This is a genomic window from Stenotrophomonas sp. GW821-FHT01H02A, from assembly GCF_059422145.1.
In genome coordinates this window covers 12,821-36,624 of the sequence record NZ_JBWKWI010000003.1, presented here as the reverse complement: position 1 = coordinate 36,624, position 23,804 = coordinate 12,821, and the positions used below count along the sequence as shown (strand labels likewise).

The 23,804-nt window shown below is 67.5% G+C and carries 25 protein-coding genes and 1 tRNA gene; 9 read left to right on the top strand and 17 right to left on the bottom strand.

The features are described from left to right. Positions 1-13 precede the first annotated feature (13 nt). From AC07WC_RS05730 to AC07WC_RS05700, 7 genes are all read right to left on the bottom strand, one after another. Positions 14-385: a hypothetical protein gene (locus AC07WC_RS05730; RefSeq protein WP_495209151.1), complete on the bottom strand. Its 372-nt coding sequence runs from the start codon at positions 383-385 to the stop codon at positions 14-16. Between the two features lie 28 nt (positions 386-413). Further along, a complete protein-coding gene (locus tag AC07WC_RS05725) occupies positions 414-662 on the bottom strand; it encodes an FAD assembly factor SdhE (protein WP_019183252.1) in 249 nt (82 codons plus the stop codon). 120 nt (positions 663-782) lie between these two features. Next, positions 783-1,568: a succinate dehydrogenase iron-sulfur subunit gene (locus tag AC07WC_RS05720; RefSeq protein ID WP_495209150.1), complete on the bottom strand. Its 786-nt coding sequence runs from the start codon at positions 1,566-1,568 to the stop codon at positions 783-785. Positions 1,569-1,731: 163 nt separating this feature from the next. Further along, the gene (gene sdhA / locus AC07WC_RS05715) at positions 1,732-3,522 is read right to left on the bottom strand and encodes a succinate dehydrogenase flavoprotein subunit (RefSeq protein WP_495209149.1); all 1,791 of its coding nucleotides are present in this window, start codon (positions 3,520-3,522) and stop codon (positions 1,732-1,734) included. A gap of 31 nt (positions 3,523-3,553) precedes the next feature. Next, a complete protein-coding gene (gene sdhD, locus AC07WC_RS05710; RefSeq protein ID WP_088432212.1) occupies positions 3,554-3,940 on the bottom strand; it encodes a succinate dehydrogenase, hydrophobic membrane anchor protein in 387 nt (128 codons plus the stop codon). Continuing rightward, complete coding sequence (sdhC, locus tag AC07WC_RS05705; RefSeq protein WP_019183256.1) at positions 3,937-4,329, bottom strand: succinate dehydrogenase, cytochrome b556 subunit; 393 nt, start codon at positions 4,327-4,329, stop codon at positions 3,937-3,939. The genes sdhD and sdhC overlap by 4 nt, the downstream gene beginning before the upstream one ends. Before the next feature lie 56 nt (positions 4,330-4,385). Further along, a complete protein-coding gene (locus AC07WC_RS05700; protein WP_495209148.1) occupies positions 4,386-4,559 on the bottom strand; it encodes a DUF1674 domain-containing protein in 174 nt (57 codons plus the stop codon). A gap of 39 nt (positions 4,560-4,598) precedes the next feature. On the opposite strand from AC07WC_RS05700, the gene ygfZ reads away from it, so the two are divergent. Further along, positions 4,599-5,468, top strand: a complete 870-nt coding sequence (gene ygfZ, locus AC07WC_RS05695; protein ID WP_495209147.1) for a CAF17-like 4Fe-4S cluster assembly/insertion protein YgfZ — start codon at positions 4,599-4,601, stop codon at positions 5,466-5,468. Positions 5,469-5,591: 123 nt separating this feature from the next. Here ygfZ and AC07WC_RS05690 read toward each other — a convergent pair whose 3' ends face one another. Continuing rightward, positions 5,592-6,683 (bottom strand): ABC transporter ATP-binding protein, encoded by a 1,092-nt coding sequence (locus AC07WC_RS05690; RefSeq protein WP_495209146.1) that lies wholly within the window; start codon positions 6,681-6,683, stop codon positions 5,592-5,594. Positions 6,684-7,037: 354 nt separating this feature from the next. On the opposite strand from AC07WC_RS05690, the gene zwf reads away from it, so the two are divergent. The 5 genes from zwf (at position 7,038) to AC07WC_RS05665 (ending at position 13,024) form a co-directional block, all read left to right on the top strand. Next, positions 7,038-8,477: a glucose-6-phosphate dehydrogenase gene (gene zwf / locus AC07WC_RS05685; RefSeq protein WP_495209145.1), complete on the top strand. Its 1,440-nt coding sequence runs from the start codon at positions 7,038-7,040 to the stop codon at positions 8,475-8,477. Further along, the gene (glk, locus tag AC07WC_RS05680; RefSeq protein ID WP_495209144.1) at positions 8,474-9,481 is read left to right on the top strand and encodes a glucokinase; all 1,008 of its coding nucleotides are present in this window, start codon (positions 8,474-8,476) and stop codon (positions 9,479-9,481) included. The genes zwf and glk overlap by 4 nt, the downstream gene beginning before the upstream one ends. Continuing rightward, complete coding sequence (gene pgl, locus AC07WC_RS05675; RefSeq protein WP_495209143.1) at positions 9,478-10,200, top strand: 6-phosphogluconolactonase; 723 nt, start codon at positions 9,478-9,480, stop codon at positions 10,198-10,200. The genes glk and pgl overlap by 4 nt, the downstream gene beginning before the upstream one ends. A 45-nt stretch (positions 10,201-10,245) precedes the next feature. Further along, positions 10,246-12,162, top strand: a complete 1,917-nt coding sequence (gene edd / locus AC07WC_RS05670) for a phosphogluconate dehydratase (RefSeq protein ID WP_495209142.1) — start codon at positions 10,246-10,248, stop codon at positions 12,160-12,162. A 202-nt stretch (positions 12,163-12,364) separates the two neighbouring features. Beyond that, positions 12,365-13,024 carry a bifunctional 4-hydroxy-2-oxoglutarate aldolase/2-dehydro-3-deoxy-phosphogluconate aldolase gene (locus tag AC07WC_RS05665; protein WP_495209141.1) on the top strand — a complete coding sequence of 220 codons (660 nt, stop codon included), beginning with the start codon at positions 12,365-12,367 and terminating at the stop codon, positions 13,022-13,024. A 54-nt stretch (positions 13,025-13,078) separates the two neighbouring features. On the opposite strand, the gene AC07WC_RS05660 is transcribed toward AC07WC_RS05665, so the two are convergent. From AC07WC_RS05660 to ispG, 3 genes are all read right to left on the bottom strand, one after another. Then, positions 13,079-13,726 (bottom strand): response regulator, encoded by a 648-nt coding sequence (locus AC07WC_RS05660; protein ID WP_495209140.1) that lies wholly within the window; start codon positions 13,724-13,726, stop codon positions 13,079-13,081. 222 nt (positions 13,727-13,948) lie between these two features. Continuing rightward, on the bottom strand, positions 13,949-14,656 hold the full coding sequence (locus AC07WC_RS05655) for a phosphatase PAP2 family protein (protein ID WP_495209139.1): 708 nt from the start codon (positions 14,654-14,656) through the stop codon (positions 13,949-13,951). After that, positions 14,637-15,902 (bottom strand): flavodoxin-dependent (E)-4-hydroxy-3-methylbut-2-enyl-diphosphate synthase, encoded by a 1,266-nt coding sequence (ispG, locus tag AC07WC_RS05650; protein WP_495209138.1) that lies wholly within the window; start codon positions 15,900-15,902, stop codon positions 14,637-14,639. The genes AC07WC_RS05655 and ispG overlap by 20 nt, the downstream gene beginning before the upstream one ends. A gap of 145 nt (positions 15,903-16,047) precedes the next feature. Here ispG and AC07WC_RS05645 point away from each other — a divergent pair, with 145 nt between their 5' ends. After that, positions 16,048-17,274: an ATP-binding protein gene (locus AC07WC_RS05645; protein WP_495209137.1), complete on the top strand. Its 1,227-nt coding sequence runs from the start codon at positions 16,048-16,050 to the stop codon at positions 17,272-17,274. Then, positions 17,271-17,855: a response regulator transcription factor gene (locus AC07WC_RS05640; RefSeq protein WP_495209136.1), complete on the top strand. Its 585-nt coding sequence runs from the start codon at positions 17,271-17,273 to the stop codon at positions 17,853-17,855. The genes AC07WC_RS05645 and AC07WC_RS05640 overlap by 4 nt, the downstream gene beginning before the upstream one ends. A 133-nt stretch (positions 17,856-17,988) precedes the next feature. Here the strand turns inward: AC07WC_RS05640 and pgi are convergent, their stop codons facing one another. From pgi to pcnB, 6 genes are all read right to left on the bottom strand, one after another. Next, positions 17,989-19,503, bottom strand: coding sequence for a glucose-6-phosphate isomerase (gene pgi, locus AC07WC_RS05635; RefSeq protein ID WP_495209135.1), 1,515 nt, complete (start codon positions 19,501-19,503; stop codon positions 17,989-17,991). Beyond that, positions 19,500-19,880: an aspartate 1-decarboxylase gene (panD, locus tag AC07WC_RS05630; RefSeq protein WP_019183273.1), complete on the bottom strand. Its 381-nt coding sequence runs from the start codon at positions 19,878-19,880 to the stop codon at positions 19,500-19,502. Before panD ends, pgi begins: the two co-directional genes overlap by 4 nt. 183 nt (positions 19,881-20,063) lie before the next feature. After that, a complete protein-coding gene (gene panC / locus AC07WC_RS05625; RefSeq protein ID WP_495209134.1) occupies positions 20,064-20,906 on the bottom strand; it encodes a pantoate--beta-alanine ligase in 843 nt (280 codons plus the stop codon). Then, positions 20,903-21,718: a 3-methyl-2-oxobutanoate hydroxymethyltransferase gene (panB, locus tag AC07WC_RS05620; protein ID WP_495209133.1), complete on the bottom strand. Its 816-nt coding sequence runs from the start codon at positions 21,716-21,718 to the stop codon at positions 20,903-20,905. Before panB ends, panC begins: the two co-directional genes overlap by 4 nt. A gap of 31 nt (positions 21,719-21,749) precedes the next feature. After that, on the bottom strand, positions 21,750-22,238 hold the full coding sequence (gene folK / locus AC07WC_RS05615; protein WP_495209132.1) for a 2-amino-4-hydroxy-6-hydroxymethyldihydropteridine diphosphokinase: 489 nt from the start codon (positions 22,236-22,238) through the stop codon (positions 21,750-21,752). 3 nt (positions 22,239-22,241) lie between these two features. Then, on the bottom strand, positions 22,242-23,609 hold the full coding sequence (pcnB, locus tag AC07WC_RS05610) for a polynucleotide adenylyltransferase PcnB (protein WP_495209411.1): 1,368 nt from the start codon (positions 23,607-23,609) through the stop codon (positions 22,242-22,244). Positions 23,610-23,659: 50 nt separating this feature from the next. Between pcnB and AC07WC_RS05605 the strand changes: the two genes are divergently transcribed. Then, positions 23,660-23,734: transfer RNA gene (locus tag AC07WC_RS05605), tRNA-Glu, on the top strand. The last annotated feature ends 70 nt before the right edge of the window (positions 23,735-23,804 follow it).

Here is a 23,804-nt window from a genome sequence, read left to right as displayed (position 1 = left end):
CGGACAATTCAGGCTATGGTGCCACCGCAGGGGGTGAACGGGAAATGCAGTGTGCCCGGACGGCTAGTCGCAGTTCACGTGCCTGCGCCGGCGGAAGGGTATCGGGCCAGAACAGGCGCCAGTGGCGGCGGCCCTGCTGCCGCCAGGCCAGCTGCACCAGCGGGCCGCGGCGGCGCATCTGCAGCTCCTCGACCGGCGCGTCGTCCACCTGTGCGGGGTCGTCATCCGCGGGGATCACGAACATGCAGCCCGGGCGGCGCGCATACCGCCACGCCTCCAGCCACGTCCCGGCCATCGCCACCAAACCCGATGCCAGGCCCCAGGGCGTCGGCAGATCGGTGGCCCCCAACGCCCAGGGCATCAGCGCGCCCATGGCGATAAGCACGCAGCACTGCCAACGCGAGGGCTGCCACTCAAGCCGGCAGGGCGCGGATCCTGGCGATGAGGGCGGCGGGCGCGGCATGCGGGCACTCCTCGTAACCCATGAACCAGCGCCACAATTTATCGTCCTCGCTTTCGAGCAGGAACAGGAAAACCTCGCGCTCGTCCGTCGGTGCCTGCAGCCAGCAACGGTCCAGGTAACGGCCGAACAGCTGGTCCAGCTCGCGCATGCCGCGGCGGCAACGCCAGCGCAGCTTCTTCAGTTCAGTGGCTTCGTCCATCGACATCGCATTCCTCAGGGTGCCGGCCAACCAGGGCCGGAAACAACAGCGGCACCGGACCTTCCGGTCGGTGCCGCCGCGATCGCCGCCGCACGGGCAGCGATGACATGAACCGCTGGATCAGGCGCGGCGCGCCATCATCAGCTTCTTGATCTCGGCAATGGCCAGCGCCGGGTTCAGGCCCTTCGGGCAGGTCCGCGAGCAGTTCATGATGGTGTGGCAGCGGTACAGCTTGAACGGGTCTTCCAGCTCGTCCAGGCGCGCACCGGTGTCTTCATCGCGCGAGTCGATGATCCAGCGGTAGGCCTGCAGCAGGATGGCCGGGCCCAGGTAACGCTCGCCGTTCCACCAGTAGCTCGGGCAGCTGGTCGAGCAGCACGCGCACAGGATGCACTCGTACAGGCCGTCCAGCTTCTTGCGGTCTTCCGGCGACTGCAGGCGCTCACGATCCGGCGGCGGCGGGGTCTGGGTACGGATCCACGGCTTGATCGAGGCGTACTGCGCGTAGAAGTGGGTCAGGTCCGGCACCAGATCCTTGACCACGCTCATGTGCGGCAGCGGGTAGATCGGCACTTCGGCCTTGCCGCAGTCGGCGATGGCGCGGGTGCAGGCCAGCGTGTTGGTGCCGTCGATGTTCATCGCGCACGAACCGCAGATGCCTTCGCGGCACGAACGACGGAAGGTCAGGGTCGGATCGATCTCGTTCTTGATCTTGATCAGCGCGTCCAGGACCATCGGGCCGCAGGCGTCCAGATCGATCTCATACGTATCGGTGCGCGGATTGCTGTCGTCGTCGGGACTCCAGCGGTAGATCTTGAAGGTGCGGGTGTTCTTCGCACCGCTCTTGGCGGGGAAGTGCTTGCCCTTTCCGATCTTGGAATTCTTGGGGAGGGAAAACTCGGCCATGGCTGTTCTCGTTGGCTCAGGCGGCTCGCGCTGCGGTGCAGGCGCGGGTAGCACGGAAGATGAGGAAGTCGACACCACCGGCCCGCGGCGCACGCACCACCCCACCCGTGCGGGTGGCGGCGGTCGCAGGCGCTGCGTGGACGGAGGTCATGCCGCAGGTCTCTTAGTAAACGCGCGGCTTGGGCGGGACGACGTCCACGTCCTTGCTCAGCGTGTACATGTGGACCGGGCGGTAGTCGAACTCGCACTTGCCGTTCTCGTCGACGTTGACCAGCGTGTGCTTCTGCCAGTTGACGTCGTCGCGGTCCGGGAAGTCCTCATGCGCATGCGCGCCGCGGCTTTCCTTGCGCTGTTCGGCCGAGTTGATCGTCGCCACCGCGTTGAGCAGCAGGTTGTTCAGCTCGTAGGTTTCGATCAGGTCCGAGTTCCACACCAGCGAACGGTCGGAGACCTTGACGTCCTGGAAGGAGTCGAAGATCTCGGCCATCTTGGCGCAGCCCTCTTCCAGCGTCTTGCTGGTACGGAACACCGCCGCGTCGTTCTGCATGGTGCGCTGCATGCGATCGCGGATGACCGAAGTCGGGGTGTCGCCGTTGGCGTAACGCAGCTTGTCGAGCAGGCCCAGGGCCTTGTCGCAGGCATCGGACGGCAGGGTCTTGTGCGGCTGGCCCGGCTTGATGGTGTCGGCGCAGCGGTTGGCCACCGCACGACCGAACACGACCAGATCCAGCAGCGAGTTCGAGCCCAGGCGGTTGGCGCCGTGCACGGACACGCAGGCGGCTTCGCCGATGGCGTACAGGCCCGGGACGACCGCATCGGGATTGTCGCCGACCTTGCGCACGACTTCGCCGTGGTAGTTGGTCGGGATGCCACCCATGTTGTAGTGCACGGTCGGGATGACCGGGATCGGCTGCTTGTGCACATCGACGCCGGCGAAGATGCGGGCGCTCTCGGCGATGCCCGGCAGCTTGTCGTCGATGACGCCCGGGCCGAGGTGGGTCAGGTCGAGCAGGATGTGATCCTTGTGCTCGCCGACGCCGCGGCCTTCGCGGATCTCGATGGTCATCGAACGCGACACCACGTCGCGCGAGGCCAGATCCTTGTAGTGCGGTGCGTAGCGCTCCATGAAGCGCTCGCCATTGCTGTTGCGCAGGATGCCGCCTTCGCCGCGCACGCCCTCGGTGATCAGGCAGCCCGCGCCGTAGATACCGGTCGGATGGAACTGCACGAACTCCATGTCCTGCATCGGCAGGCCGGCACGCATGACCAGGCCGCCGCCGTCGCCGGTGCAGGTGTGGGCCGAGGTGGCGCTGAAGTAGGCGCGGCCGTAGCCGCCGGTGGCCAGCACCACGCCATGGGCGCGGAACAGGTGCAGCGAGCCGTCGGCCATGTCCAGTGCGAGCACGCCGCGGCAGACGCCTTCCTCATCGAAGATCAGGTCGAGCGCGAAGTACTCGATCATGAAGCGCGCGTTGTGCGCCAGCGACTGCTGGTACAGCGTGTGCAGCATGGCGTGGCCGGTGCGGTCGGCGGCGGCGCAGGTGCGCTGCGCGGACGGGCCTTCGCCGTACTTGGTGGTCATGCCGCCGAACGGGCGCTGGTAGATCTTGCCTTCTTCGGTACGGCTGAACGGCACACCGTAGTGTTCCAGTTCGATGATGGCCGGGATCGCTTCGCGGCACATGTACTCGATGGCGTCCTGGTCACCCAGCCAATCCGAGCCCTTGATGGTGTCGAAGAAGTGGTAGCGCCAGTCGTCTTCGCCCATGTTGCCCAGCGCGGCGGAAATACCGCCCTGCGCGGCCACGGTGTGCGAACGGGTCGGGAAGACCTTGGTCAGGCAGACCGTCTGCAGGCCCTTGGCGGCAAGACCGAACGTGGCGCGCAGGCCAGCACCGCCGGCGCCGACCACGACCATGTCGTACTTGTGTTCCGTAATCTTGTAAGCGGACATCTAATCTGGATTCCTGTCTTGGTGCCTGGACTCAGGCAACGCCGAGCGCAATGCGGGCGACCGCAAACACACTGACGATCGCGCCGAGCACGGCGATGAACTTCACCGTGGTCTGCAGCGCCAGGGCCAGCAGCGAGTTATGGATGTAGTCTTCCAGTACGACCTGCAGGCCGAGCTGGGCGTGCCAGAACATCGCGACCAGGAAGCCGACCAGCAGCACCGCGTTCCACGGCTTGGACACCGCGTCGGTGGCGGTCACGTAATCGGCGCCGATCAGGCTCAGCACGAACACCAGGAACCAGATGGTCAGGCCGACCAGCGCGGTGGCGGTCAGGCGCTGCATCACGAAGTGCTCGGTACCGGTCTTGGCGGCGCCCAGGCCACGCACGTTCTTCAGCGGGGTACGGTACTTGTTCATGCGGCCGCTCCCATGAAGACGTAGGCCCAGACCAGGGCGGTGATCACCAGGCTGGCGAACACCGAGACCCAGCTGCTGCGCACGAAGGCGGGAATGGAGAAGCCGATCGCGAAGTCCTGCACGATATGGCGGATGCCATTGCACAGGTGGTAGGCGAAGGACCAGGTCCAGGCGAACAGGAACAGCTTGCCGTACCAGCTGCCGGCGTGGCCGGTGAAGCAGTTCCAGGATTCAGGACCCATCATCAGGGCGAGCAGGCCGCCGGCAATGATCAGGGCTCCAACAGACAGAAAGATGCCGGTCGCTCGATGCAGGATCGAGGTGGCCATCTGAATCTGCCAGCGATACACCTGAAGGTGCGGGGAAAGGGGACGTTCTCTGGCGGCCATTCGCTGGGCTCGTTGTCTCGGCTGGGCGGCGCAATGCCGCGTTGGCTCAATGCTGATCAGAAATCGATGCAGCGTCCGTTTTTTTCCCAATCTCCGTACCGCACCGGATCAAGTCCGCCGCGGCCGCCGATTTCCAAAGGCAACGCCGGGGTCTCGGGAAGCGGTTGCTTCTCCGGTACCAGCGCGCCTTCAGCTTCAGAATCTGGAGAGGGGGTTGTTTGGCCTATCATGGGTGGTCTCGCAACGCACAAATTTTAGACCCCGTTCACGTGCCTGACAACCTGCCCTCCGATTTCGCCGGCTTTTCGCGCCTCCCCGGTCACCAGCTGCTCAGTCTCAGCGGTGCCGATGCGGCCGCGTTCGCCCATGCCCAGTTCTCCAGCGACGTCACCGCCCTGCCCCTGCGACATTGGCAGTGGAGCGCGTGGCTGACGGCCAAGGGCCGCACCATTGCTGTGTTCCAGCTGTTGCGGCTGGACCAGGAGCGCATCGTGCTGCTGCTCGCCGACGGCGACGCCGATGCGATTGCGTCGCAATTGCAGCGTTTTGTGTTCCGTCGCAAGGTGCGGATCAAGGTGCGAAACGATCTTGCCGTGGTGGCGAGCTTCACCGCGCCGGAAGCGGCATCCGGGGCCGCGATTGCGCAACTTGCCGGTGAGAACATCGAATTGGACCTGGGCAGCGATGCGCTTCCGCGCAGCCTGAGGATCGGATCGGCCGAGACTGTGGCCGCGACCGCGCACAGTGCCGATATCGCCTTGGCCTGGCGCCAGTCCGATCTGCGCTACGGGCTGCCGCGCCTGGACGCCGATCAGCGCGAGCAGTGGACGCCGCAGCAGCTGGGGCTGGACCGCCTGAACGGGTACAGCGTCAAGAAGGGCTGCTACCCGGGCCAGGAAATCGTGGCCCGCACCCACTTCCTGGGCAAGGCCAAGCGCGCCCTGCAGCTGCTGCGGGTCGTGGAGGGCACGACCAGCGGCACGCAGGTACATCAAAAGGACGCAGCGATCGGCACGGTGGCCTCGGTAGCCGGCGATCTGGCCCTGGCGGTGCTGCCGCTGGAGATCGCGCCGGAGCCGTTGAGCGTCGGTGGCGTCGAAGCCGCCCACCTGCCCCTGCTGGATGGCTTGGCGCGGTAACCGCCATCGACCGCTGATCGATACGTACGCACCCCGCCGGCATCGCGGTCACGACCCACGGTGGTGACCTGCCGCCCGGCAGGCGCCGACCGCTGGTCGGCGCCCCCGTGATCCGCCCGCGCCTCAGGCGTCGTTCAAGCGCTCGCCGGTGCCGGCATCGAAGAAATGCAGGCCCTGCGGGTGGATCGCGACGCGGATCGGCTCGCCGACCGACGGCAGCGCCTGCGGCGCCACGCGCATCACCAGGGGCTGGCCGCCACTGGTCATGTTGACGAAGATCTCGTTGCCGACCGGCTCGATGCCATCGATCATCGCGTCGAACGCCGTCACCTCATCCGCGGCGGCCGGCTGCAGATGCTCCGGGCGCACGCCCACGGCGATCGCCTTGCCGACCCACGCCGGATCGATCCGGGCCTGGCCCAGCGGCGCGGTCAGCCCGGTGTCCTGCACGGCATAGCCACTGTCGGTACGCTGCAGGGTGCCGCGCAGCACGTTCATCGCCGGGCTGCCGAGGAAGCCGGCCACGAACAGATTGGCCGGGCGGTCGTAGAGCGCCATCGGGGTATCGATCTGCTGGATCACCCCATCCTTGAGCACCACGATGCGCTGGCCCAGGGTCATCGCCTCGACCTGGTCATGGGTCACGTAGATCATGGTGGTGCCCAGCTTGCGGTGCAGCTGGGCGATTTCGGTGCGCACGCTGTGGCGCAGCTTGGCGTCCAGATTGGACAGCGGCTCATCCAGCAGGAACACCGCCGGCTCGCGCACCAGTGCGCGGCCCAGCGCAACGCGCTGGCGCTGGCCGCCGGACATCGCCTTGGGCAGCTTGTCGAGCATGTCGGTCAGGCCCAGGGTTTCGGCGGCCTCGCCGACCCGCTTGCTGATCGTGGCCTTGTCGTGGCCGCGCAGCTTCAGACCGAAGGCCAGGTTCTCGGCCACGGTCATGTGCGGATACAGCGCATAGCTCTGGAACACCATGGCGATGTCACGATCCTTGGGCGCCACGTCGTTGACCACGCGGTCGCCGATCGTCAGCGTGCCGGCGCTGATCTCTTCCAGCCCGGCGACCATGCGCAGCAGCGTGGACTTGCCACACCCGGACGGCCCCACCAGCACCATCAATTCACCATCGGCCACTTCGAAGGTTGCGCCCTGCACGGCCACCTGACCGTTGTCGTAGACCTTGCGAACGCCCTGCAACTGCACTTTTGCCATATCACCATTCCAGTCCGCCCGGTCTCCGGGCTGTTATGCGGAACTGCCTTCGGCCCTCCCGATGGCAGGTCGATGGCGTGGTGCCGCATGACGGCGACCACTGCAATCGAATACAGTCTGCGCATTCTGCCATGTAAACGTTTTCACGTGGCAGTATCCGATAGTCGGCCGTGACCGGGGCGCCGGGGAGGATGCGATATCTCCCACGACACCCGGTCGGCAGGCCATCATGCCGGGCGGAATCCATGGGGCGTGCTGCACCTGCATCAAGCAGACAACGGACCCCGCCCGACCCCCGAGAACATAGACGAGAAGCGATTGACAACGATGTCACCCGGATCTGAAACTCGAGCGATGCACGACACCCTTTTCCTGTTTGGTGCCACAGGTGACCTGGCCCAGCGCTATCTGTTCCCCTCGCTGCTGCGATTGCTGGGCGACGGCCTGCTCCCCGAAGACTTCAAGGTCCGTGCGCTGGCGCTGTCGCCGCACGACACCGAGGCCTTCCGCGAGATCCTGCGCCCGCGCCTGCAGCAGGCCATGCCGATGGCCAGCCAGGACGACATCCATTCGCTGCTGCAGCGCATCGACTACCGCTCGGTGGATCTGCGCAATCCCGAGTCCGTGGCCGAATCGGTCCAGGACCTGGTCGACCGCAACTGCGTGAGCTACCTGGCGATCCCGCCGGGCCTGTACATCTCCACCTGCGAAGGCCTGGCCAAGGGCGGCGCGTTGGCGGCGCCGCATCGGCTGATGCTGGAAAAGCCGATCGGCAGCGACAGTGCCAGCGCCGAGGAGATCATCTCCACCATCGGCCAGTGGATCGACGAAGACCGCGTGTTCCGCCTGGACCACTACCTGGGCAAGGCCGCGGTGCAGAACCTGATCGCGCTGCGCTTCGGCAATACGCTGCTCGAGGCGGTCTGGAACCGCAACTACATCGAATCGGTGCACATCCTGGTCGCCGAGAGCGAGGGCGTGGACGGCCGCGACGCCTATTACGCCCGCTCCGGTGCGCTGCGCGACATGGTCCAGAGCCACATCCTGCAGCTGCTGTGCCTGGTCGCGATGGAACCGCCCGCCTCGCTGGAAGCCGATCGCATCCGCGACGAAAAGGTCAAAGTGCTGCGCGCCCTGCGTCCGCTCGACGCCAAGCACGCCGCGCGTGACAGCGTGCGCGGCCGCTACACCGCCGGCACCATCAACGGCCAGCCCGCGCAGGCCTACCAGCCGCCGGAAGGCAGCGACGTGGAAACCTTCGCCGGTGTCACCGCGCATATCGACAACTGGCGCTGGTCCGGCGTGCCGTTCCACCTGGTCACCGGCAAGCGCCTGGCCGAGCGCACCACCCGCGTGGTGGTCACGCTCAAGCCGGTCACGCATTGGCTGTTCGAGCGCCCGCACCGCGGCAACGCGACCCCGAACCGCATCACCTTCCAGCTGCAGCCGCAGGAAAACATCGAGCTGGGCCTGATGAGCTCGCTGGCCGGACCGGAATGGGGCGCGCTGGAGCTGCATCCGCTGGAACTGGAACTGTCCGTGCCGACCGGCCTGCACCGCCGGATCGCCTACGAGCGCCTGTTCCTGGATGCCTTCAACGGCAACCACGCACTGTTCGTGCGCGATGACGAAGTGCGCGCTGCCTGGGCCTGGATCGACAGCGTCAGCGACGCGTGGAAGGAAGCCAAGCTGCCGCTGCAGCCCTACCCGGCCGGTGAGTGGGGTCCGGCGGAAGCCGCCGGCTTCCTGCCCGCCGAAGCCGATGCCGACGCTGCCCGTGGTGGCCAGGCATGACGGTGTTGTCCCAGCCGGTCCTCGTCGCGGATATCGGCGGTACCAATGCACGTTTCGCACTGGCCGACACCTCGCTGGCCGCGCCGCTGAAGCAGGACAGCATCCGCGAGTTCGCGGTTGCTGACTTCCCTTCGCTGGGCGAAGCCGCACGGCATTACCTGGACCAGATCGGCGCGGAAGCCAGGCGCGGCGTGTTCGCCGTGGCCGGCCGCGTCGACGGTGACGAAGCGCGCATCACCAACCACCCGTGGGTGATTTCGCGCATGCGCACCGCGCACATGCTCGGCTTCGACGAGCTGCACCTGATCAACGACTTCGCTGCGCAGGCGATGGCGATCTCGCTGCTGCAGCCGCAGGACGTGATCCAGGTCGGCGGCGCCTCGTGGGTTCCGGGCAAGCCGGGCCAGCCGCGCAACTATGCGGTGATCGGTCCGGGCACCGGGCTGGGCGTGGGCGGGTTGATCCTGCGCCATGGCCGCTGCTACCCGCTGGAAACCGAGGGCGGCCATGTCAGCTTCCCGCCGGGCACGCCGGAAGAAATCCGCATCCTGGAGATCCTGTCCGAGCAGTTCGGGCGGGTCTCCAACGAGCGCCTGATCTGCGGCCCCGGCCTGGTCAACATCCATCGCGCCGTGTGCGAGATGGCCGACATCGACCCGGGCCAGCTGCAGCCGGTGGACGTCACCGCGCGGGCGCTGCATGGCGATCCGCAGGCGATGCGCACCGTGGATGTGTTCTGCGCGGTGTTCGGCGCGATCGCCGGCGACCTGGTGCTGATGCAGGGCGCCTGGGACGGCGTGTTCCTGACCGGCGGCCTGGTGCCGAAGATGCTCGACTCGCTGCAGCACTCCGGCTTCCGCCAGCGTTTTGAACACAAGGGCCGCTTCTCTTCGATCATGTCCAAGGTGCCGTCACTGGCGGTGATGCACCCCAGCCCCGGCCTGCTCGGTGCAGCCGCGTATGCGGCGGATGTGGAACGCGATCTGCCGGGAGGCACTGCATGAATACCCTGGATACGTCCGACCGCTTCACCCTGGTCCGTCACGGCGACGCCGATGCCTGGATCGAGGCCGTCGCCGCGGAAATGGCGGCCGAGCTCAACCGCGACATCGCCGAGTTCGGCCGGGCGCGCATGCTGCTCTCCGGTGGCACCACGCCCGCACCGGTCTACCAGGCGCTGGCCGAGCTGGACGTGCAGTGGGACCGGGTGGAAGTGAGCCTGGTCGATGAGCGCTGGCTGTCGCCGCAGGATCGCGACAGCAATGCGTGGCTGGTCCGCGAAAGCTTCCTCAACCGTGCCGAAGGCGCCCATTTCGATCCGCTGGTGCGGGTCGGCAAGCCACTGCCCGAGTGCGTCTACAGCGCCAACCTGCAGGCCCAGCACAGCCAGAGGCCGTGCCTGAGCGTGCTCGGCATGGGCAACGACGGCCACACCGCGTCGTTGTTCCCGGGCTCGAAGGACCTGACCCGCGCCCTGGAAAGCACCCTGCCCTACGCGGCGCTGGATGCCACCGGCTGCCCCGGTGCCAACCAGTGGCCGCTGCGCATCACCCTGACCCCGCACGGCCTGAAGCAGAGCCGCCAGCGCCTGCTGCTGCTGCGCGGCAAGCAGAAGCTGGAAGTGCTCAAGCACGCGCTGGAAAGCAACAACCCGCAGCTGTATCCCATCCTCAACGCGATCGATCTCGACGGCGCGAAACTGCGCGTCCACTGGTGTGACTGAGTTGCCCCGGTGTTGTTCCGTTCGCCTTCTCATAGCCGGTAGCCAATGAGCCTGCATCCCAAACTCCATGCCATCACCGAGCGCATCGTCCAGCGCAGCGCCGCCTCGCGCGCCGCCTACCTGGCCGGTGTCGACGCGGCGCTGCGCGACGGTCCGTTCCGTTCGCGCCTGAGCTGCGGCAACCTCGCCCACGGGTTCGCCGCGTGCGGCCCGACCGACAAATCGCGCCTGCGCGGCGGCGTGACGCCCAACCTGGGCATCATCACCGCGTACAACGACATGCTCTCGGCGCACCAGCCGTTCGAACACTACCCGGAGATCCTGCGCGAGACCGCACGCGGACTCGGCGCCACCGCCCAGGTGGCCGGTGGCGTACCGGCGATGTGCGACGGCGTCACCCAGGGCCGTGGCGGCATGGAGCTGTCGCTGTTCTCGCGCGATGTGATCGCCCAGTCGACCGCGATCGGCCTGAGCCATGACATGTTCGACGCCAGCGTCTACCTCGGCGTCTGCGACAAGATCGTGCCCGGCCTGCTGATCGGCGCACTGGCCTTCGGCCACCTGCCGGCGATCTTCCTGCCGGCCGGCCCGATGACCCCGGGCATCCCGAACAAGCAGAAGGCCGAGGTGCGCGAGCGCTACGCCGCTGGCCAGGCGACCCGCGAGGAACTGCTGGAAGCCGAGGCCGCCTCGTACCACGGCGCCGGCACCTGCACCTTCTACGGCACCGCCAACTCCAACCAGACCCTGCTCGAGGCGATGGGCGTGCAGTTGCCCGGCGCGTCGTTCGTCAATCCGGATACGCCGCTGCGCGATGCGCTGACCCGTCAGGCGGCCGTGCGTGCGCTGGAAATCAGCGCGCTGGGCGATGATTTCCGTCCGCTGGGCCGTCTGATCGACGAGCGCGCGATCGTCAATGCGGTGGTCACGCTGATGGCGACCGGCGGCTCGACCAACCACACCATCCACTGGATCGCGGTCGCGCGTGCGGCCGGCATCGTGCTGACCTGGGACGACATGGACCAGCTCTCGCAGCTGATCCCGCTGCTGGCCCGCGTCTATCCGAACGGCGAAGCCGACGTGAACCGCTTCGCCGCCGCCGGTGGCACCGCGTTCGTGTTCCGCGAGTTGATGGAGGCCGGGCTGATGCACGCCGACCTGCAGACCGTGGCCCAAGGTGGCATGCACCAGTACGGCCAGGAGCCGGCGCTGCGCGACGGCAAGCTGACCTACATCGATGGCGTGCGCGAGAGCGCTGACCCGGACGTGGTGCGTGGCGTGGCCGATCCGTTCGAAGCCCAGGGTGGCCTGCGCCTGCTGCGCGGCAACCTTGGCCGTTCGCTGATCAAGCTCTCGGCGGTGAAGCCGCAGTTCCGCACGATCGAAGCCCCGGCAGTGGTGGTCGATGCGCCGCAGGTGCTCAACAGACTACACGCGGCCGGCGTGCTGCCGCACGATTTCGTGGCGGTGGTGCGTTACCAGGGCCCACGTGCCAATGGCATGCCGGAACTGCATTCGCTGGCGCCGCTGCTGGGCCTGCTGCAGAACCAGGGCCGCCGCGTGGCACTGGTCACCGATGGTCGCCTGTCCGGTGCCTCGGGCAAGTTCCCGGCCGCGATCCACATGACGCCAGAAGCCTCGCGCGGTGGTCCGCTGGCGCGGGTGCGCGAGGGCGACATCATCCGTCTGGATGGTGAAGCCGGCACGCTGGAGCTGCTGGTGGATGCGGCGGAGTTCGCCGCACGCGAGCCGGCACCGAACACGGCACCCGCGGCGCATGATCTGGGCCGTAATCTGTTCGCGATGAACCGCCGTCTGGTGGGCCCGGCCGATCAGGGGGCGATGTCGATTTCGTGCGGTCCGGCGGCCGATGACGGCAGCATCTGGAACTACGATGCGGAGTACGAGCTTGGGCATGATGCGGCGGCGGCGCATGCGCCGCATGAGGCGAAGGACGCCTGAGCTGAGGCAAAAAGCAGCGGCGGGGTTTCCTGGTTGAGGCAGCGGGATGACCCCGACCAGGACGCGCCGTGAACCCGTCCATGGGGGCTCGTCAGCGCCATCCATGGCGCTGTAACGGCCCTGGTCGGGGCCATCCCGCTGCCTCCGGACACATTTCGGCGCTTTGGGGCGCCGCATATTTTGAAAAAAGGATTGGATACGCATGAGCATCGCCGAACATCAGAAACGCGCTGAAACGCTGTTGAAGGCTGCCGGCATTCTGCCGGTGGTGACCGTGCATACGCTGGATCAGGCCCGTGCGGTCAGTGCGGCCTTGCTGGAGGGTGGGCTGCCGGCGATCGAGTTGACCCTGCGTACGCCGATGGCGATGGACGCGCTCGCCATGCTCAAGCGCGAGCTGCCGGATGTGGTGGTGGGTGCGGGCACGGTGTTGACCGTGGAGCAGATGCAGCAGTCCATCGATGCGGGCGCGGATTTCCTGGTCACGCCGGGGACGCCGGCGCACATGGCCGATGCGTTGGCGCAGGCGCCGCTGCCGGTGGTGCCGGGTGCGGCGTCGCCGACCGAAATGCTGGCGCTGTATGCGCGCGGTTTCCGGGTGTGCAAGCTGTTCCCGGCCTCGGCCGTGGGCGGGCTGGCGATGATCAAGGGCCTGGCCGGTCCGATTCCGGATCTGAAGTTGTGCCCGACCGGTGGCATCACCGAAGACACCGCCGCCGAATACCTGGAGCAGAAGAACGTGGTCTGCATCGGTGGCTCGTGGATGGTGCCGGGCGGTTGGATCGAGCGTGGCGAGTGGGACAAGGTGCGCGAGAGCGCGGCCCAGGCTGCGAAGATCGTGGCGCGGGTCCGCGCGCACTGAACGAAAACGCCCGGGCATGCCCGGGCGTTTCTTTATCTGGCACCCGCGCGAGGATTACATCGGGCGCGCCGGATCCACCAGGCCGTACTGGCTGGCCATGCGCGCCAGCGCGATGTTGTCGTTGATGCCCATCTTCTCGAACAGGCGTGCCTTGTGCGTGTTGACGGTTTTCGCGCTCAGGCTCAGGCGCTTGGCGATGTCTTCCTGGCGCAGGCCCTGGGTGAGCAGCAGCGCCACTTCCAGTTCGCGCGGGGACAGCGTATCGAACGGCGAGTGGTTGCCTTCCACGTTCGACAGCGCGAGGTTCTGCGCGATGCTGTTGCCCAGGTAGCGACGGCCCAGCGCGGCATCGCGCACGGCACGCAGCAGTTCCTGTGCATCGCAGGCTTTGCCGATGTAGCCGGAGGCGCCGGCTTCGAGCAGGCGCTTGGGCATCGGGCCATCTTCGAGGACGGAGACGATCACCACGCGGGTACCGTGATCGCCACGGACCACGCGCTCGGTCACTTCCATGCCGCTGACGCCGGGCAGGTGCAGATCGCACAGCACGACGTCGGGCCGCAGGCGGCGGATGTCCGGCAGTGCATCTTCACCGCTCTCCGCCTCGCCGACCACGTCGATGTCGGTTTCGTTGGAGAGGATCATCTTCATGCCCGTGCGTACCAGAGCATGATCGTCCACCAGATACACTCGAATCGTCATCCGCCAACCTCGTCAAACACTGTGAACGGGGGCAAGCCTAGCCGCGGGATGTGGCGATCACAAGGAACCTGGTTCCCCATCATCGCGTTCTGGTCCGCGCATCACAGACGTGCTGTCCTGCCCCTCCCCCTGTAGCGGTCATCCTAGCCCGTTCCAAAGAAACAGCCTATCGATGCAGCCCCCTTTCATGCCGTTTTCGGCCAGTTTACTGCCGTAATGCCCTCAATGGCGATGCCGCCAGGGGTGCCGGCGGCGGAACATGACCAGGAAGCACCCTACCACCCAGACCAGGGCGGCACACCAGCCGGCCAGGATGTCGGAGGGGTAATGCACCCCGAGGTAGACCCGGGACAGGCTCACCAGCACCGCGAAGGTCACTGCGGACAGGGCGACCGGCCAGCGCCAGCGGGTGTTCCAGGCCAGCAGCACCAGGGTGACGGCCAGGGTCATCGAGCCCATGGCGTGCCCGCTGGGGAAGCTGAAGGTGCTTTCCGGGGCGATCGATTCCCACAGGCTGGGCCGGTCGCGCTGGAAGAAGCGCTTGCTGCCCAGGTTGAGCAGCGCCGAGCCGACGAAGCAGATCGCCACGAAACTGGCTTCGCGCCAACGCTTGCGCCAGGCCAGCAGCGCCACGATCAGCACATCGGCCGGGATCAGGAACCACTCGTAGCCCAGTTTGGACAGCAGCACGAAGAACTGGTCCAGGCCCGGCGAATGCAGGCCGTGGAGCTTCCACAGCACGGGGGCATCGAAGTAGATCGATTCCAGCTCGTGGACCTCATCGGCCAGCGCGACGAACCCCGCCAGCGGCAGCAGCACCCCGACGAACAGCAGCACGAAGCGCCAGGCGTTGTGGCCCATCCAGTGGCGGAAGCCGGCCGCCGGCTCCGGTGCGGCCAGCGCCGCCGGCTTATCCGATGTTCCGGACATAGGTGCGTTCGACGTAATCGTCGATCAGCGCCACGAAGTCCTGGGCGATGTTCTCGCCGCGCAGGGTGACCGTCTTTTCACCGTCCACGAAGACCGGCGCGGCCGGCGTCTCGCCGGTACCCGGCAGGGAGATGCCGATGTTGGCGTGGCGCGATTCGCCGGGCCCGTTGACGATGCAGCCCATGACCGCCAGGGTCATGCTTTCCGCACCGGGATGGCTGACCTTCCAGATCGGCATTTTCTCGCGCACGTGGTTCTGCACGACCTTGGCCAGCTCCTGGAAGAACTCCGAGGTGGTCCGGCCGCAGCCCGGGCAGGCCGTGACCAGCGGCGTGAACGCCCGCTGCCCGGTGGTCTGCAGCAGTTCCTGGGCAACGATCACCTCGGCGGTGCGCGACTGCCCCGGCTCGGGGGTCAGCGAAATACGGATGGTGTCGCCGATGCCTTCCTGCAGCAGCACCGCCAGCGCCGCCGAGGAGGCGACGATGCCCTTGCTGCCGATGCCGGCTTCGGTCAGGCCCAGATGCAGCGCGAAATCCGAGCGCTGGGCCAGGTCGCGGTACACCGCGATCAGTTCCTGCACGCCGCTGACCTTGGCCGAGAGCACGATGCGATCACGCGGCAGGCCCAGTTCCACCGCGGTTTCGGCCGAATCCAGCGCCGAGCGGATCAGCGCCTCACGCAGCACGCGCCCGGCATCCCAAGGCTGCTGGCGCTGGCTGTTCTCGTCCATCAGGCGCGCGGCCAGCGACTGGTCCAGCGAGCCCCAGTTGGCGCCGATGCGGACCGGCTTGTTGTAGCGGATCGCGAATTCGATCAGCTGCGCGAACTGGGTGTCTTTCTTCTTGCCGAAGCCGACGTTGCCCGGGTTGATCCGGTACTTGGCCAGGGCTTCGGCGCAGGCCGGCTCCTGGGTCAGCAGCTGGTGCCCGTTGTAATGGAAGTCGCCGATCAGGGGGACATCGATCCCCATCATCTGCAGCTTTTCCACGATCCGGGGGATGGCCGCGGCCGACTCGGGATTGTTGACGGTCAACCGCACCATCTCCGAGCCCGCGCGCCACAGTTCAGCCACCTGCTTCACACTGGAGGCGACATCGGCGGTGTCGGTGTTGGTCATCGACTGCACCACCACGGGATGGCCGCCGCCCACGACCACGCCGCCGATACGGACGGGCTGGGTCTGGCGGCGGGCCCACACGGCGGAGTCGGCGGGTTGGGTCGGTCGGGTCACGGCGTCATGCATCCGCCTATTTTAGCGCGCCCAGCGTGCAGGTAGGTGTCCGCCCGTTGGTTGGCACTCATGTTCGGCGGCGGCCGGCGCCTGCCACACACCGATGCGGCCGATTGTCGCAGGCAGCCGCTGGCGGGAGCGCATAGGATGTGCGGTGATGACCGGTACCGACGCCCCCTTTCTCCGCACTCTGTGCAGCCTGCGCTGGCTGGCCGTGGCCGGCCAGGCGGCCACGATCCTGGTCGCCACCTGGGTGCTCGGCCTGGAACTGCCGCAGCTGCCGCTGTGGGCCGGCGTCGCCGCGCTGACCCTGTTCAACCTGTACGCGCAACTGCGTGTACACGGCCCGGATACCGCGCCGGTGACCGCCTTCGGCCACATCCTCGTGGACGTCACCGTGCTGACCTGGATGGTGGGCTGGAGCGGCGGTGTCGCCAATCCGTTCGGCTCGCTGTTCCTGATCCTGATCGCACTGGCCGCGCTCGCCCTGCCCCTGCGCTGGACCCTGGCCGTGGCCGCGGCCTGCCTGATCGGTTACGCGGTCAGCGGCGTGTTCGGCCTGCCGCTGCCCAGCGGCTATTTCACCGGCGCGCAGATGCAGCAGTGGGGCGTGGTCTGCAACTTCCTGCTGTCGGCGACGGTGGTGCTGGTGTTCGCCACCCGGCTGGCGATCGCCCTGCGCCAGCGCGAACACGAGCTGGCGCTGCTGCGCGAACGCTTCGTGCGCAACGAAGGCATCGTCGCACTGGCCACCCATGCCGCCTCGGTCGCCCACGAGCTCAACACGCCGCTGGCGACGATGACCCTGCTCGCCGACGACATCGCCGACCAGACCGAAAGCAGCGAGGTCCGCGATGATGTGGAAACCCTGCGCGAGCTGCTGGTGCAGTGTCGCGAACGGGTGCTGGCGCTGGCCCGCCCGGCCGCAGGCGACGCCCCCGGCCGCGACGCGGTGACCCTGCCACAGGTGCTGGAACAGTGGCGGCTGGTGCGCCCGACCATCGCGCTCAAGCGCAATGAAGACGCCCCGCTCACCCTGCCACTGGACCCGGGCATCGGCCACCTGCTGATGGTGCTGCTCAACAATGCCGCCGATGCCGGCGAGAAGGCCGACCGACCGCAGGTGGATCTGTCGCTGCGCATCGAAGGCGATGACCTGATCGGCGAGGTGCGCGATTACGGCCACGGTTTCGATGCCCGCCAGGCCGTGCTGCCCGGCACATTGTTCAACAGCGGCAAGACCGACGGCATGGGTGTCGGCCTGGCCCTGTCCCACGCCACCATCGAACGCCTGGACGGCGAGCTGTGGATGCGCCCGGCCACTGGCGCCGGTACCCGCGTCGGCTTCCGCCTGCCCCTGTCCCCACGGGAGACTTCCGCATGACCGCTTTCACCCCCGCGCCCGGCCAGGCCAGCCATGGCCTGCTGGTCGACGACGACGAGCTCTATCTGCGCACGCTGCAGCGCAGCCTGGCCCGCAAGGGTCTGGAAACCGTGACCGCCAGCGACACCGCCTCGGCCCTGCTGCTGGCCCGGCAGCAACCACCGGCCTACGCGCTGATCGACCTCAAGCTCGGCAGCGAGTCCGGCCTTGCGCTGATCCAGCCGCTGCGCGCCCTGCGCGAGGACATGCGGATCCTGCTGGTGACCGGTTATGCCAGCATCGCCACGGCGGTGGAAGCGATCAAACTCGGCGCCGACGACTACCTGCCCAAACCCGCCACGGTGCCGATGATCCTGCGTGCGCTCGGCGAAGAGGATGATGGCCCCGCCGATGACGGCGACCTGGAGCCACCGGATGCGATGACCCCGATCAGCCGCCTGCAGTGGGAGCACATCCAGCAGGCGATGCACGAGACCGGCGGCAACGTGTCCGCCGCCGCGCGCCTGCTGGGGATGCACCGGCGCTCGCTGCAGCGCAAGCTGGCCAAGCGGCCCAGCCCGGAGCGCGACCCAAGCCGGTAATACCGACCGCCGGTCGCCCGCGCAGACACCGGTAGCGCCGACCGTGGGTCGGCTGCTCTTCGCCATGATGATCGACACCGCGCGCTGCGCGCGATAGCCGACCAACGGTCGGCTCTACGCGGCGATCAGGCGGTCAGGCTGTCAGGCGCCCCAGCAACTCCAGCGTCACCGGGTCGGTGATCGCATGCGCTTCACCCTGCAATGCCGGCAGCAGCTGGCTGGCCAGCTGCTTGCCCAGCTCCACGCCGAACTGGTCGAACGCATTGATGTTCCAGACCAGCGACTGCACGTACACGGCGTGTTCATACATGGCGATCAGGGCACCGAGCGACTGCGGGGTCAGCGCATCGAGCAGGATCAGCGTGCTCGGGCGGCCGCCGGGGTACTCGCGATGGGGATCCTCGCTGCCCTGGCCGTTGGCCAGCGCCTCGGTCTGCGCCAGCAGGTTGGCCATCAGCGCCTGGTGGTTGACCACGTAGGGATCATCGTTGTGCACGCAGCCGATGAAATCGGCCGGGATCACGCTGGTGCCCTGGTGCAGGGCCTGGAAGAAGCTGTGCTGCACATCGGTGCCCGCCCCGCCCCACCACACCGGCCCGGTGTCGCTGGCCACCGGGCTGCCATCAAGCTGCACGCGCTTGCCCAGGCTTTCCATCACCAGCTGCTGCAGGTAGGCCGGCAGCAGCGCCAGGCGCTGGTCGTAGGTCATCACCGCATGCGTGGCGTGGCCAAGCAGGTTGCGGTTCCAGATATCGGTCAGCGCATGCAGCACCGGCAGGTTCTGCGCCAGCGGTGCGGTCAGCGCGTGTTCGTCCATCTGCGCCGCGCCCTCGAGCAGCTGTTCGAAGCGCGTGAAGCCGATCGCCAGCGCGATCGGGAAACCGACCGCCGACCACAGCGAATAACGCCCCCCCACCCAATCCCACATCGGCAGCACGCGGCCGGCGGCGATCGCGAAGGCCTTGGCCGCGCGCTCGGGGTTGGCACTGACCGCATACAGGCGCTCGCTGCCGCCCAGCCAGTCATGCAGGATCTGCCCGTTGAGCAGGGTTTCCTGGGTACCGAAGGTCTTGGAGATCAGGATGCCGGCGGTGGTCGCCGGGTCCAGCGTGGCGAGCGTGCGCTGCATCGCGGCGCCGTCCACGTTCGAGACGAAATGCACGCGGAAACGCGCACCGGAGACCGGACGCAGCGCATCGGCCACCAGCCGCGGACCCAGGTCCGAGCCGCCAATGCCGACGCTCACGATATCGGTGATGTTGGTCGCTTCCAGTGCGGCGATCAGCTCGCCCATCTGCCTGCGCACCTGGGCGGCAGTGGCAAACGCCTCACCGGCCACCGGCGCGCCGCTGGCATCGCCGCGCAGTGCGGTGTGCAGCGCGGCGCGGCCCTCGGTGACGTTGACCGTTTCACCGCGGAACAGGCGCTGGAAGCCGCCGGCGACATCGCGCTCGGCAGCCAGCTGCAGCAGTGCGTCCAACGCCGCGCGGTCGTACTTCTGCCGCGCGAAATTGACGTACAACGGACCGACCCGCACCCCCAGCGTTTGTGCGCGGCCCGGTTCGGCGGCGATCAACGACGGGATGCTCGCGCCGCGCAGGCGCTGGGCATGGGAATGAAGCGGGTCGAATCCGTTGTGCTGTGTCATGCGGCCTGTGTCGGGATCGTGTCGTTGGTGTGGGAGATCTGGTTCTTGCCGTCCACATATACCAACTTCGGCTTGAAGCTGTCAGCTTCTTCTTCGCTCATGCTGGCGAAGGCGGCGATGATGATGATGTCGCCCACTTGCACGTGGCGCGCGGCACCACCGTTGAGCGACACCACGCCGCTGCCGGCTTCGGCGCGGATGGCATAGGTGGAGAAACGCGCACCGTTGGTCACGTCCCAGATATGCACCTGCTCGAACTCGCGGATGCCGGTCGCGGCCAGCAGGTTGTCATCGATGGCGATGGAACCTTCGTAGTTCAGCTCGGAGTGAGTGACGGTGGCGCGGTGGATCTTGGTCTTCAGCAGGGACAGATGCATGGCAACGGGGAAACGGTAAAGGAAAGGGAAATTCTAGCACCCGGGGACCCGGCGGCAGGGGGCAGCCCTGCCCTCCCCCTCCGGCGCTGCCGGCCGTTCAGCCAGAGCGGGCGGACGGGGTTGGGGCCCGGAAACGCACAGGGCCACCCGAAGATGGCCCTGTGCTGGCACCCGCTGGCGGGCTCAGAACTCCAGGTTGTCGATCAACCGGGTATTGCCGATCCGCGCGGCGATCAATGCCACGCGGGTGCCGTCGTTGGCATCGGCCGGCTCGGACAGGTCCGGCAGGCGGACCACGGCATAGTCGACCTGGAAGCCAGCCGCCTGCAGCGCGGCGGCCGCTTCGGCCTCGATGAGCGTGCGGCTCTTGCCGGCGATGAAGCCCTCGCGCATGCCAAGCAGCACCTGGTGGATGGTGGTGGAGACCGGGCGCTGCTCGGCGTTGAGGTACTGGTTGCGCGAGCTCATCGCCAGGCCGTCGTCTTCGCGCACGATGTCGCCACCGACGATCTGGATCGGGAAGGCCAGGTCTTCCACCATCTGGCGGATCACCGCCAGCTGCTGGTAGTCCTTCTTGCCGAAGGCCGCCACGTCCGGCTGGACCTGGTTGAACAGGCGCGAGACCACGGTGCAGACACCATCGAAATGGCCAGGGCGGTGCGCGCCTTCAAGCAGGCCGCTGATGCCCGGCACGTTGACGCTGGCCGCCAGCTCGACACCGAACGGGTACATCGATTCAACGGTGGGCAGCCACAGCACATCGCAGCCGGCCTGCTCCAGGCCGGTGGTATCGGCTTCGGGCGTGCGCGGGTAGCGGGTGAAGTCCTCGTTCGGGCCGAACTGGGTCGGATTGACGAAGACGCTGGAGACCACGCGGTCGGCGTACTGCCGGGCCAGCGTGACCAGCGAATAATGCCCTGCATGCAGGTTGCCCATGGTCGGGACCAGCGCGACGCGCAGGCCCTCGCGCTTCCAGCCGTTGACGATGGCGCGCAGACGGGACAGTTCGGTGACGGTTTCGATCATGAGGCGTAGGCGTGTTCTGCGTCGGGGAAGGAGCCGTCGCGCACGGCGTCGGCGTAGGCACGGACCGCGCCGGCAACCGACCCGCCTTCGGCAAGGAAATCCTTGACGAACTTGGGACGGCGATGGCCGCTGTCCAGTCCGAGGAAATCGTGCAGCACCAGCACCTGGCCATCGCACTGCGGGCCGGCACCGATGCCGATGGTCGGCACGCTGACCTCGGCGGTGACCAGGCCGGCAACCGGCGTGGGCACGCATTCGAGGACGATCAGGCTGGCACCGGCGGCAGCCGCTGCCTTGGCGTCATCGCGCAGCTGCTGGGCCGCGTCGCCACGGCCCTGCACGCGATACCCGCCCAGGCGCAGCACCGACTGCGGGGTCAGGCCCAGGTGCGAGCAGACCGGAATCTCGCGCTCGACCAGGTAGCGGATGATGTCCAGCTTGAAGCCGGCGCCTTCGATCTTGACCATCTCCGCGCCGGCCTGCAGCAGGCGCAGCGAAGCCTCCAGCGCGCGCTCCGGGGTGGCATCGGCGCCGAACGGCAGATCGGCCACCAGCAGTGCGCGCTGCAGCACGCGGGCCACGGCGCGGGTGTGGTAGACCATGTCGTCGGTGGTCACCGGCAGGGTCGAATCGTGCCCCTGCACCACCATGCCCAGCGAGTCGCCGATCAGGATCAGGTCCACGCCGTTGGCGTCGAAGCTGCGGGCGAACCCAGCATCGTAGGCGGTCAACATCACCAGCTTCTGCCCATTGCGCTTGGCCTCCGCCAATGCGGGGACGGTCCAGGGCTTGCTGTCTGCGTGGGTACTCATGAGCTGATAACCGGTGGCGATAAGCCCCGCATTATCCTCCTATTGGAGCGATCCCGCAGGCCTCGACCCGCACCACAGCATCCCGCACGCGGCCGTGACCGGGAATGATCGCCTCCGGCGCGATCTCGGCCAGCGGCAGCAGCGCGAAGGCGCGCTCGTGCAGGTACGGGTGTGGCACTTGCAGCTGCGGCAGATCGATCACGTCGTCGCCGTACAGCAGCACGTCCAGGTCCAGCGCGCGCGGACCCCAATGCACGGCGGGATCACGCACACGGCCGAAGCGGCGCTCGATCGCCAGCAGGGCGTCCAGCAGATCCGGTGCAGGCAACGCGGTGTCGAGCAGCGCGGCGGCGTTGACGAACGCCGGCTGGTCTTCGTTGCCCCAGGCCGGCGTGCTGTACAGCTGCGAGCGCGCGCGCAGCGTGGTCTGCGGCAGCGCCGCCAGCGCCTGGAAGGCATCGCGCAGGGTCTGCGCGGCGTCCCCGAGATTGGCGCCCAATCCGATGCAGGCCAGGCTCACGATTTACTCGCCTGCCGCTCCACCGGGACGACGACGGCGGCGGCGACGCTTGCGCGGTGCGCCGTCTTCGCCCTCACCTTCGGCCTGGGCAGCATCCAGTGCCGAATCCAGTTCGGTGCCGGACTGCAGCTGCGCTTCGCGCCAGAACGCCACATCGGCTTCGTGCTCGCTGGAGGCGACCTGGCGCAGGACCAGGAAGTCGTAGGCGGCGCGGAAACGCGGATGGGTCAGGGTGCGGATCACGCGCTTGCGCTGGCGCGAGCCGAACCGGCCCTGCAGCAGCCAGATCTCCTGCATCGGCAGCGAGAAGCGGCGCGGCAGCGCGATCGTGGTCAGCTGGTGCAGAGTCACGCGGTCGGCCGCGCGGCGCTGCGCCTCTTCCAGTGCGACTCCCTGCTTCTGCAGGCTGGCCAGGGCACGGCAGAACGCCGGCCACAGCAGCAGTGCGAACAGGAACGACGGCGACACCGGCTCATCATTGGCCACGCGCAGGTCGGTGTTGTGCAGGCCTTCGATGACCATGCGGCGCAGCGCGCCACTGCGGTTGCTGCGCAGCGCGGCGGCGCTTTCCGGAAACATGACGTCGAGCAGGCCGTAACGCTCCAGGCCCTCGAAGCTGGCCACCCCGTGCCCGGACAGGAACAGCTTGAGCACTTCCTCGAACAGGCGTGCCGGGGCAGCCTCGGCCAGCAGATTAGCCAGGCGCGGCAGCGGCTCGGCGGTGGCTTCTTCGATCTGGAAACCAAGCTTGGCCGCCAGCCGGACTGCACGCAGCATGCGCACCGGGTCTTCGCGGTAGCGCTGCTCGGGATCGCCGATCAGCTTCATCAGGCGGGCCTGCACGTCTTCGAAGCCGCCGGTGTAATCGCGCACCGAGAAGTCCTCGATCGCGTAGTACAGGGCATTGCAGGTGAAGTCGCGGCGGATCGCGTCGTCTTCGATGCTGCCGTACACGTTGTCGCGCACGAGCATGCCGTTTTCCATCTCACGGTCGCCGCTGCCATCGTCGATGTTGGCGCGGAAGGTGGCGACCTCGATGATCTCGCGGCCGAACACCACATGCGCCAGGCGGAAGCGGCGGCCGATCAGCCGGCAGTTGCGGAACAACTGCTTGACCTGCTCGGGCGTCGCGTCGGTGGCGACGTCGAAATCCTTGGGGTGGCCGTTCACCAGCAGATCGCGGACGGCGCCGCCGACCAGGTAACCGGCAAACCCGGAATCACGCAGCCGGTACAGAACGCGCAGGGCGTTGGGGCTGATGTCCTTGCGGGAGATGTTGTGCTGATCGCGCGGGATCACGCGCAGGCTGAACGGTGATGTAGCAGAGGAATTGATGTTGGCGCTTCCGGTTGAGTTTTCGGGATTGCCCAATGGCATCTAGGTCCATATACTAGCGCGCTGCGCAGTTCGCGACAAAGCCTGCTCCCTTCGTCTAGAGGTTAGGACGTGGCCCTCTCAAGGCTAAAACAGGGGTTCGAGTCCCCTAGGGAGCACCAGTCGCGGTGCAGATAGCCAGAAACCCCGCCACGGCGGGGTTTTTTGCGTTCCAGGCCCGGCGCTGCGCCC

Bases quoted from the DNA above. Each gene is read 5' to 3' on its own strand.
- AC07WC_RS05700 (WP_495209148.1), bottom strand. From the start codon at position 4,559: ATGATAGGCCAAACAACCCCCTCTCCAGATTCTGAAGCTGAAGGCGCG.
- AC07WC_RS05665 (WP_495209141.1), top strand. From the start codon at position 12,365: ATGAGCATCGCCGAACATCAGAAACGCGCTGAAACGCTGTTGAAGGCT.
- AC07WC_RS05645 (WP_495209137.1), top strand. From the start codon at position 16,048: ATGACCGGTACCGACGCCCCCTTTCTCCGCACTCTGTGCAGCCTGCGC.
- panB (WP_495209133.1), bottom strand. From the start codon at position 21,718: ATGAGTACCCACGCAGACAGCAAGCCCTGGACCGTCCCCGCATTGGCG.
- AC07WC_RS05640 (WP_495209136.1), top strand. From the start codon at position 17,271: ATGACCGCTTTCACCCCCGCGCCCGGCCAGGCCAGCCATGGCCTGCTG.
- ispG (WP_495209138.1), bottom strand. From the start codon at position 15,902: ATGCATGACGCCGTGACCCGACCGACCCAACCCGCCGACTCCGCCGTG.
- pgi (WP_495209135.1), bottom strand. From the start codon at position 19,503: ATGACACAGCACAACGGATTCGACCCGCTTCATTCCCATGCCCAGCGC.
- edd (WP_495209142.1), top strand. From the start codon at position 10,246: ATGAGCCTGCATCCCAAACTCCATGCCATCACCGAGCGCATCGTCCAG.
- panC (WP_495209134.1), bottom strand. From the start codon at position 20,906: ATGATCGAAACCGTCACCGAACTGTCCCGTCTGCGCGCCATCGTCAAC.
- AC07WC_RS05720 (WP_495209150.1), bottom strand. From the start codon at position 1,568: ATGGCCGAGTTTTCCCTCCCCAAGAATTCCAAGATCGGAAAGGGCAAG.
- glk (WP_495209144.1), top strand. From the start codon at position 8,474: ATGACGGTGTTGTCCCAGCCGGTCCTCGTCGCGGATATCGGCGGTACC.
- pgl (WP_495209143.1), top strand. From the start codon at position 9,478: ATGAATACCCTGGATACGTCCGACCGCTTCACCCTGGTCCGTCACGGC.
- AC07WC_RS05725 (WP_019183252.1), bottom strand. From the start codon at position 662: ATGGACGAAGCCACTGAACTGAAGAAGCTGCGCTGGCGTTGCCGCCGC.
- sdhC (WP_019183256.1), bottom strand. From the start codon at position 4,329: ATGGCCGCCAGAGAACGTCCCCTTTCCCCGCACCTTCAGGTGTATCGC.
- zwf (WP_495209145.1), top strand. From the start codon at position 7,038: ATGCACGACACCCTTTTCCTGTTTGGTGCCACAGGTGACCTGGCCCAG.
- sdhA (WP_495209149.1), bottom strand. From the start codon at position 3,522: ATGTCCGCTTACAAGATTACGGAACACAAGTACGACATGGTCGTGGTC.
- sdhD (WP_088432212.1), bottom strand. From the start codon at position 3,940: ATGAACAAGTACCGTACCCCGCTGAAGAACGTGCGTGGCCTGGGCGCC.
- panD (WP_019183273.1), bottom strand. From the start codon at position 19,880: ATGCATCTGTCCCTGCTGAAGACCAAGATCCACCGCGCCACCGTCACT.
- AC07WC_RS05655 (WP_495209139.1), bottom strand. From the start codon at position 14,656: ATGTCCGGAACATCGGATAAGCCGGCGGCGCTGGCCGCACCGGAGCCG.
- AC07WC_RS05660 (WP_495209140.1), bottom strand. From the start codon at position 13,726: ATGACGATTCGAGTGTATCTGGTGGACGATCATGCTCTGGTACGCACG.
- AC07WC_RS05690 (WP_495209146.1), bottom strand. From the start codon at position 6,683: ATGGCAAAAGTGCAGTTGCAGGGCGTTCGCAAGGTCTACGACAACGGT.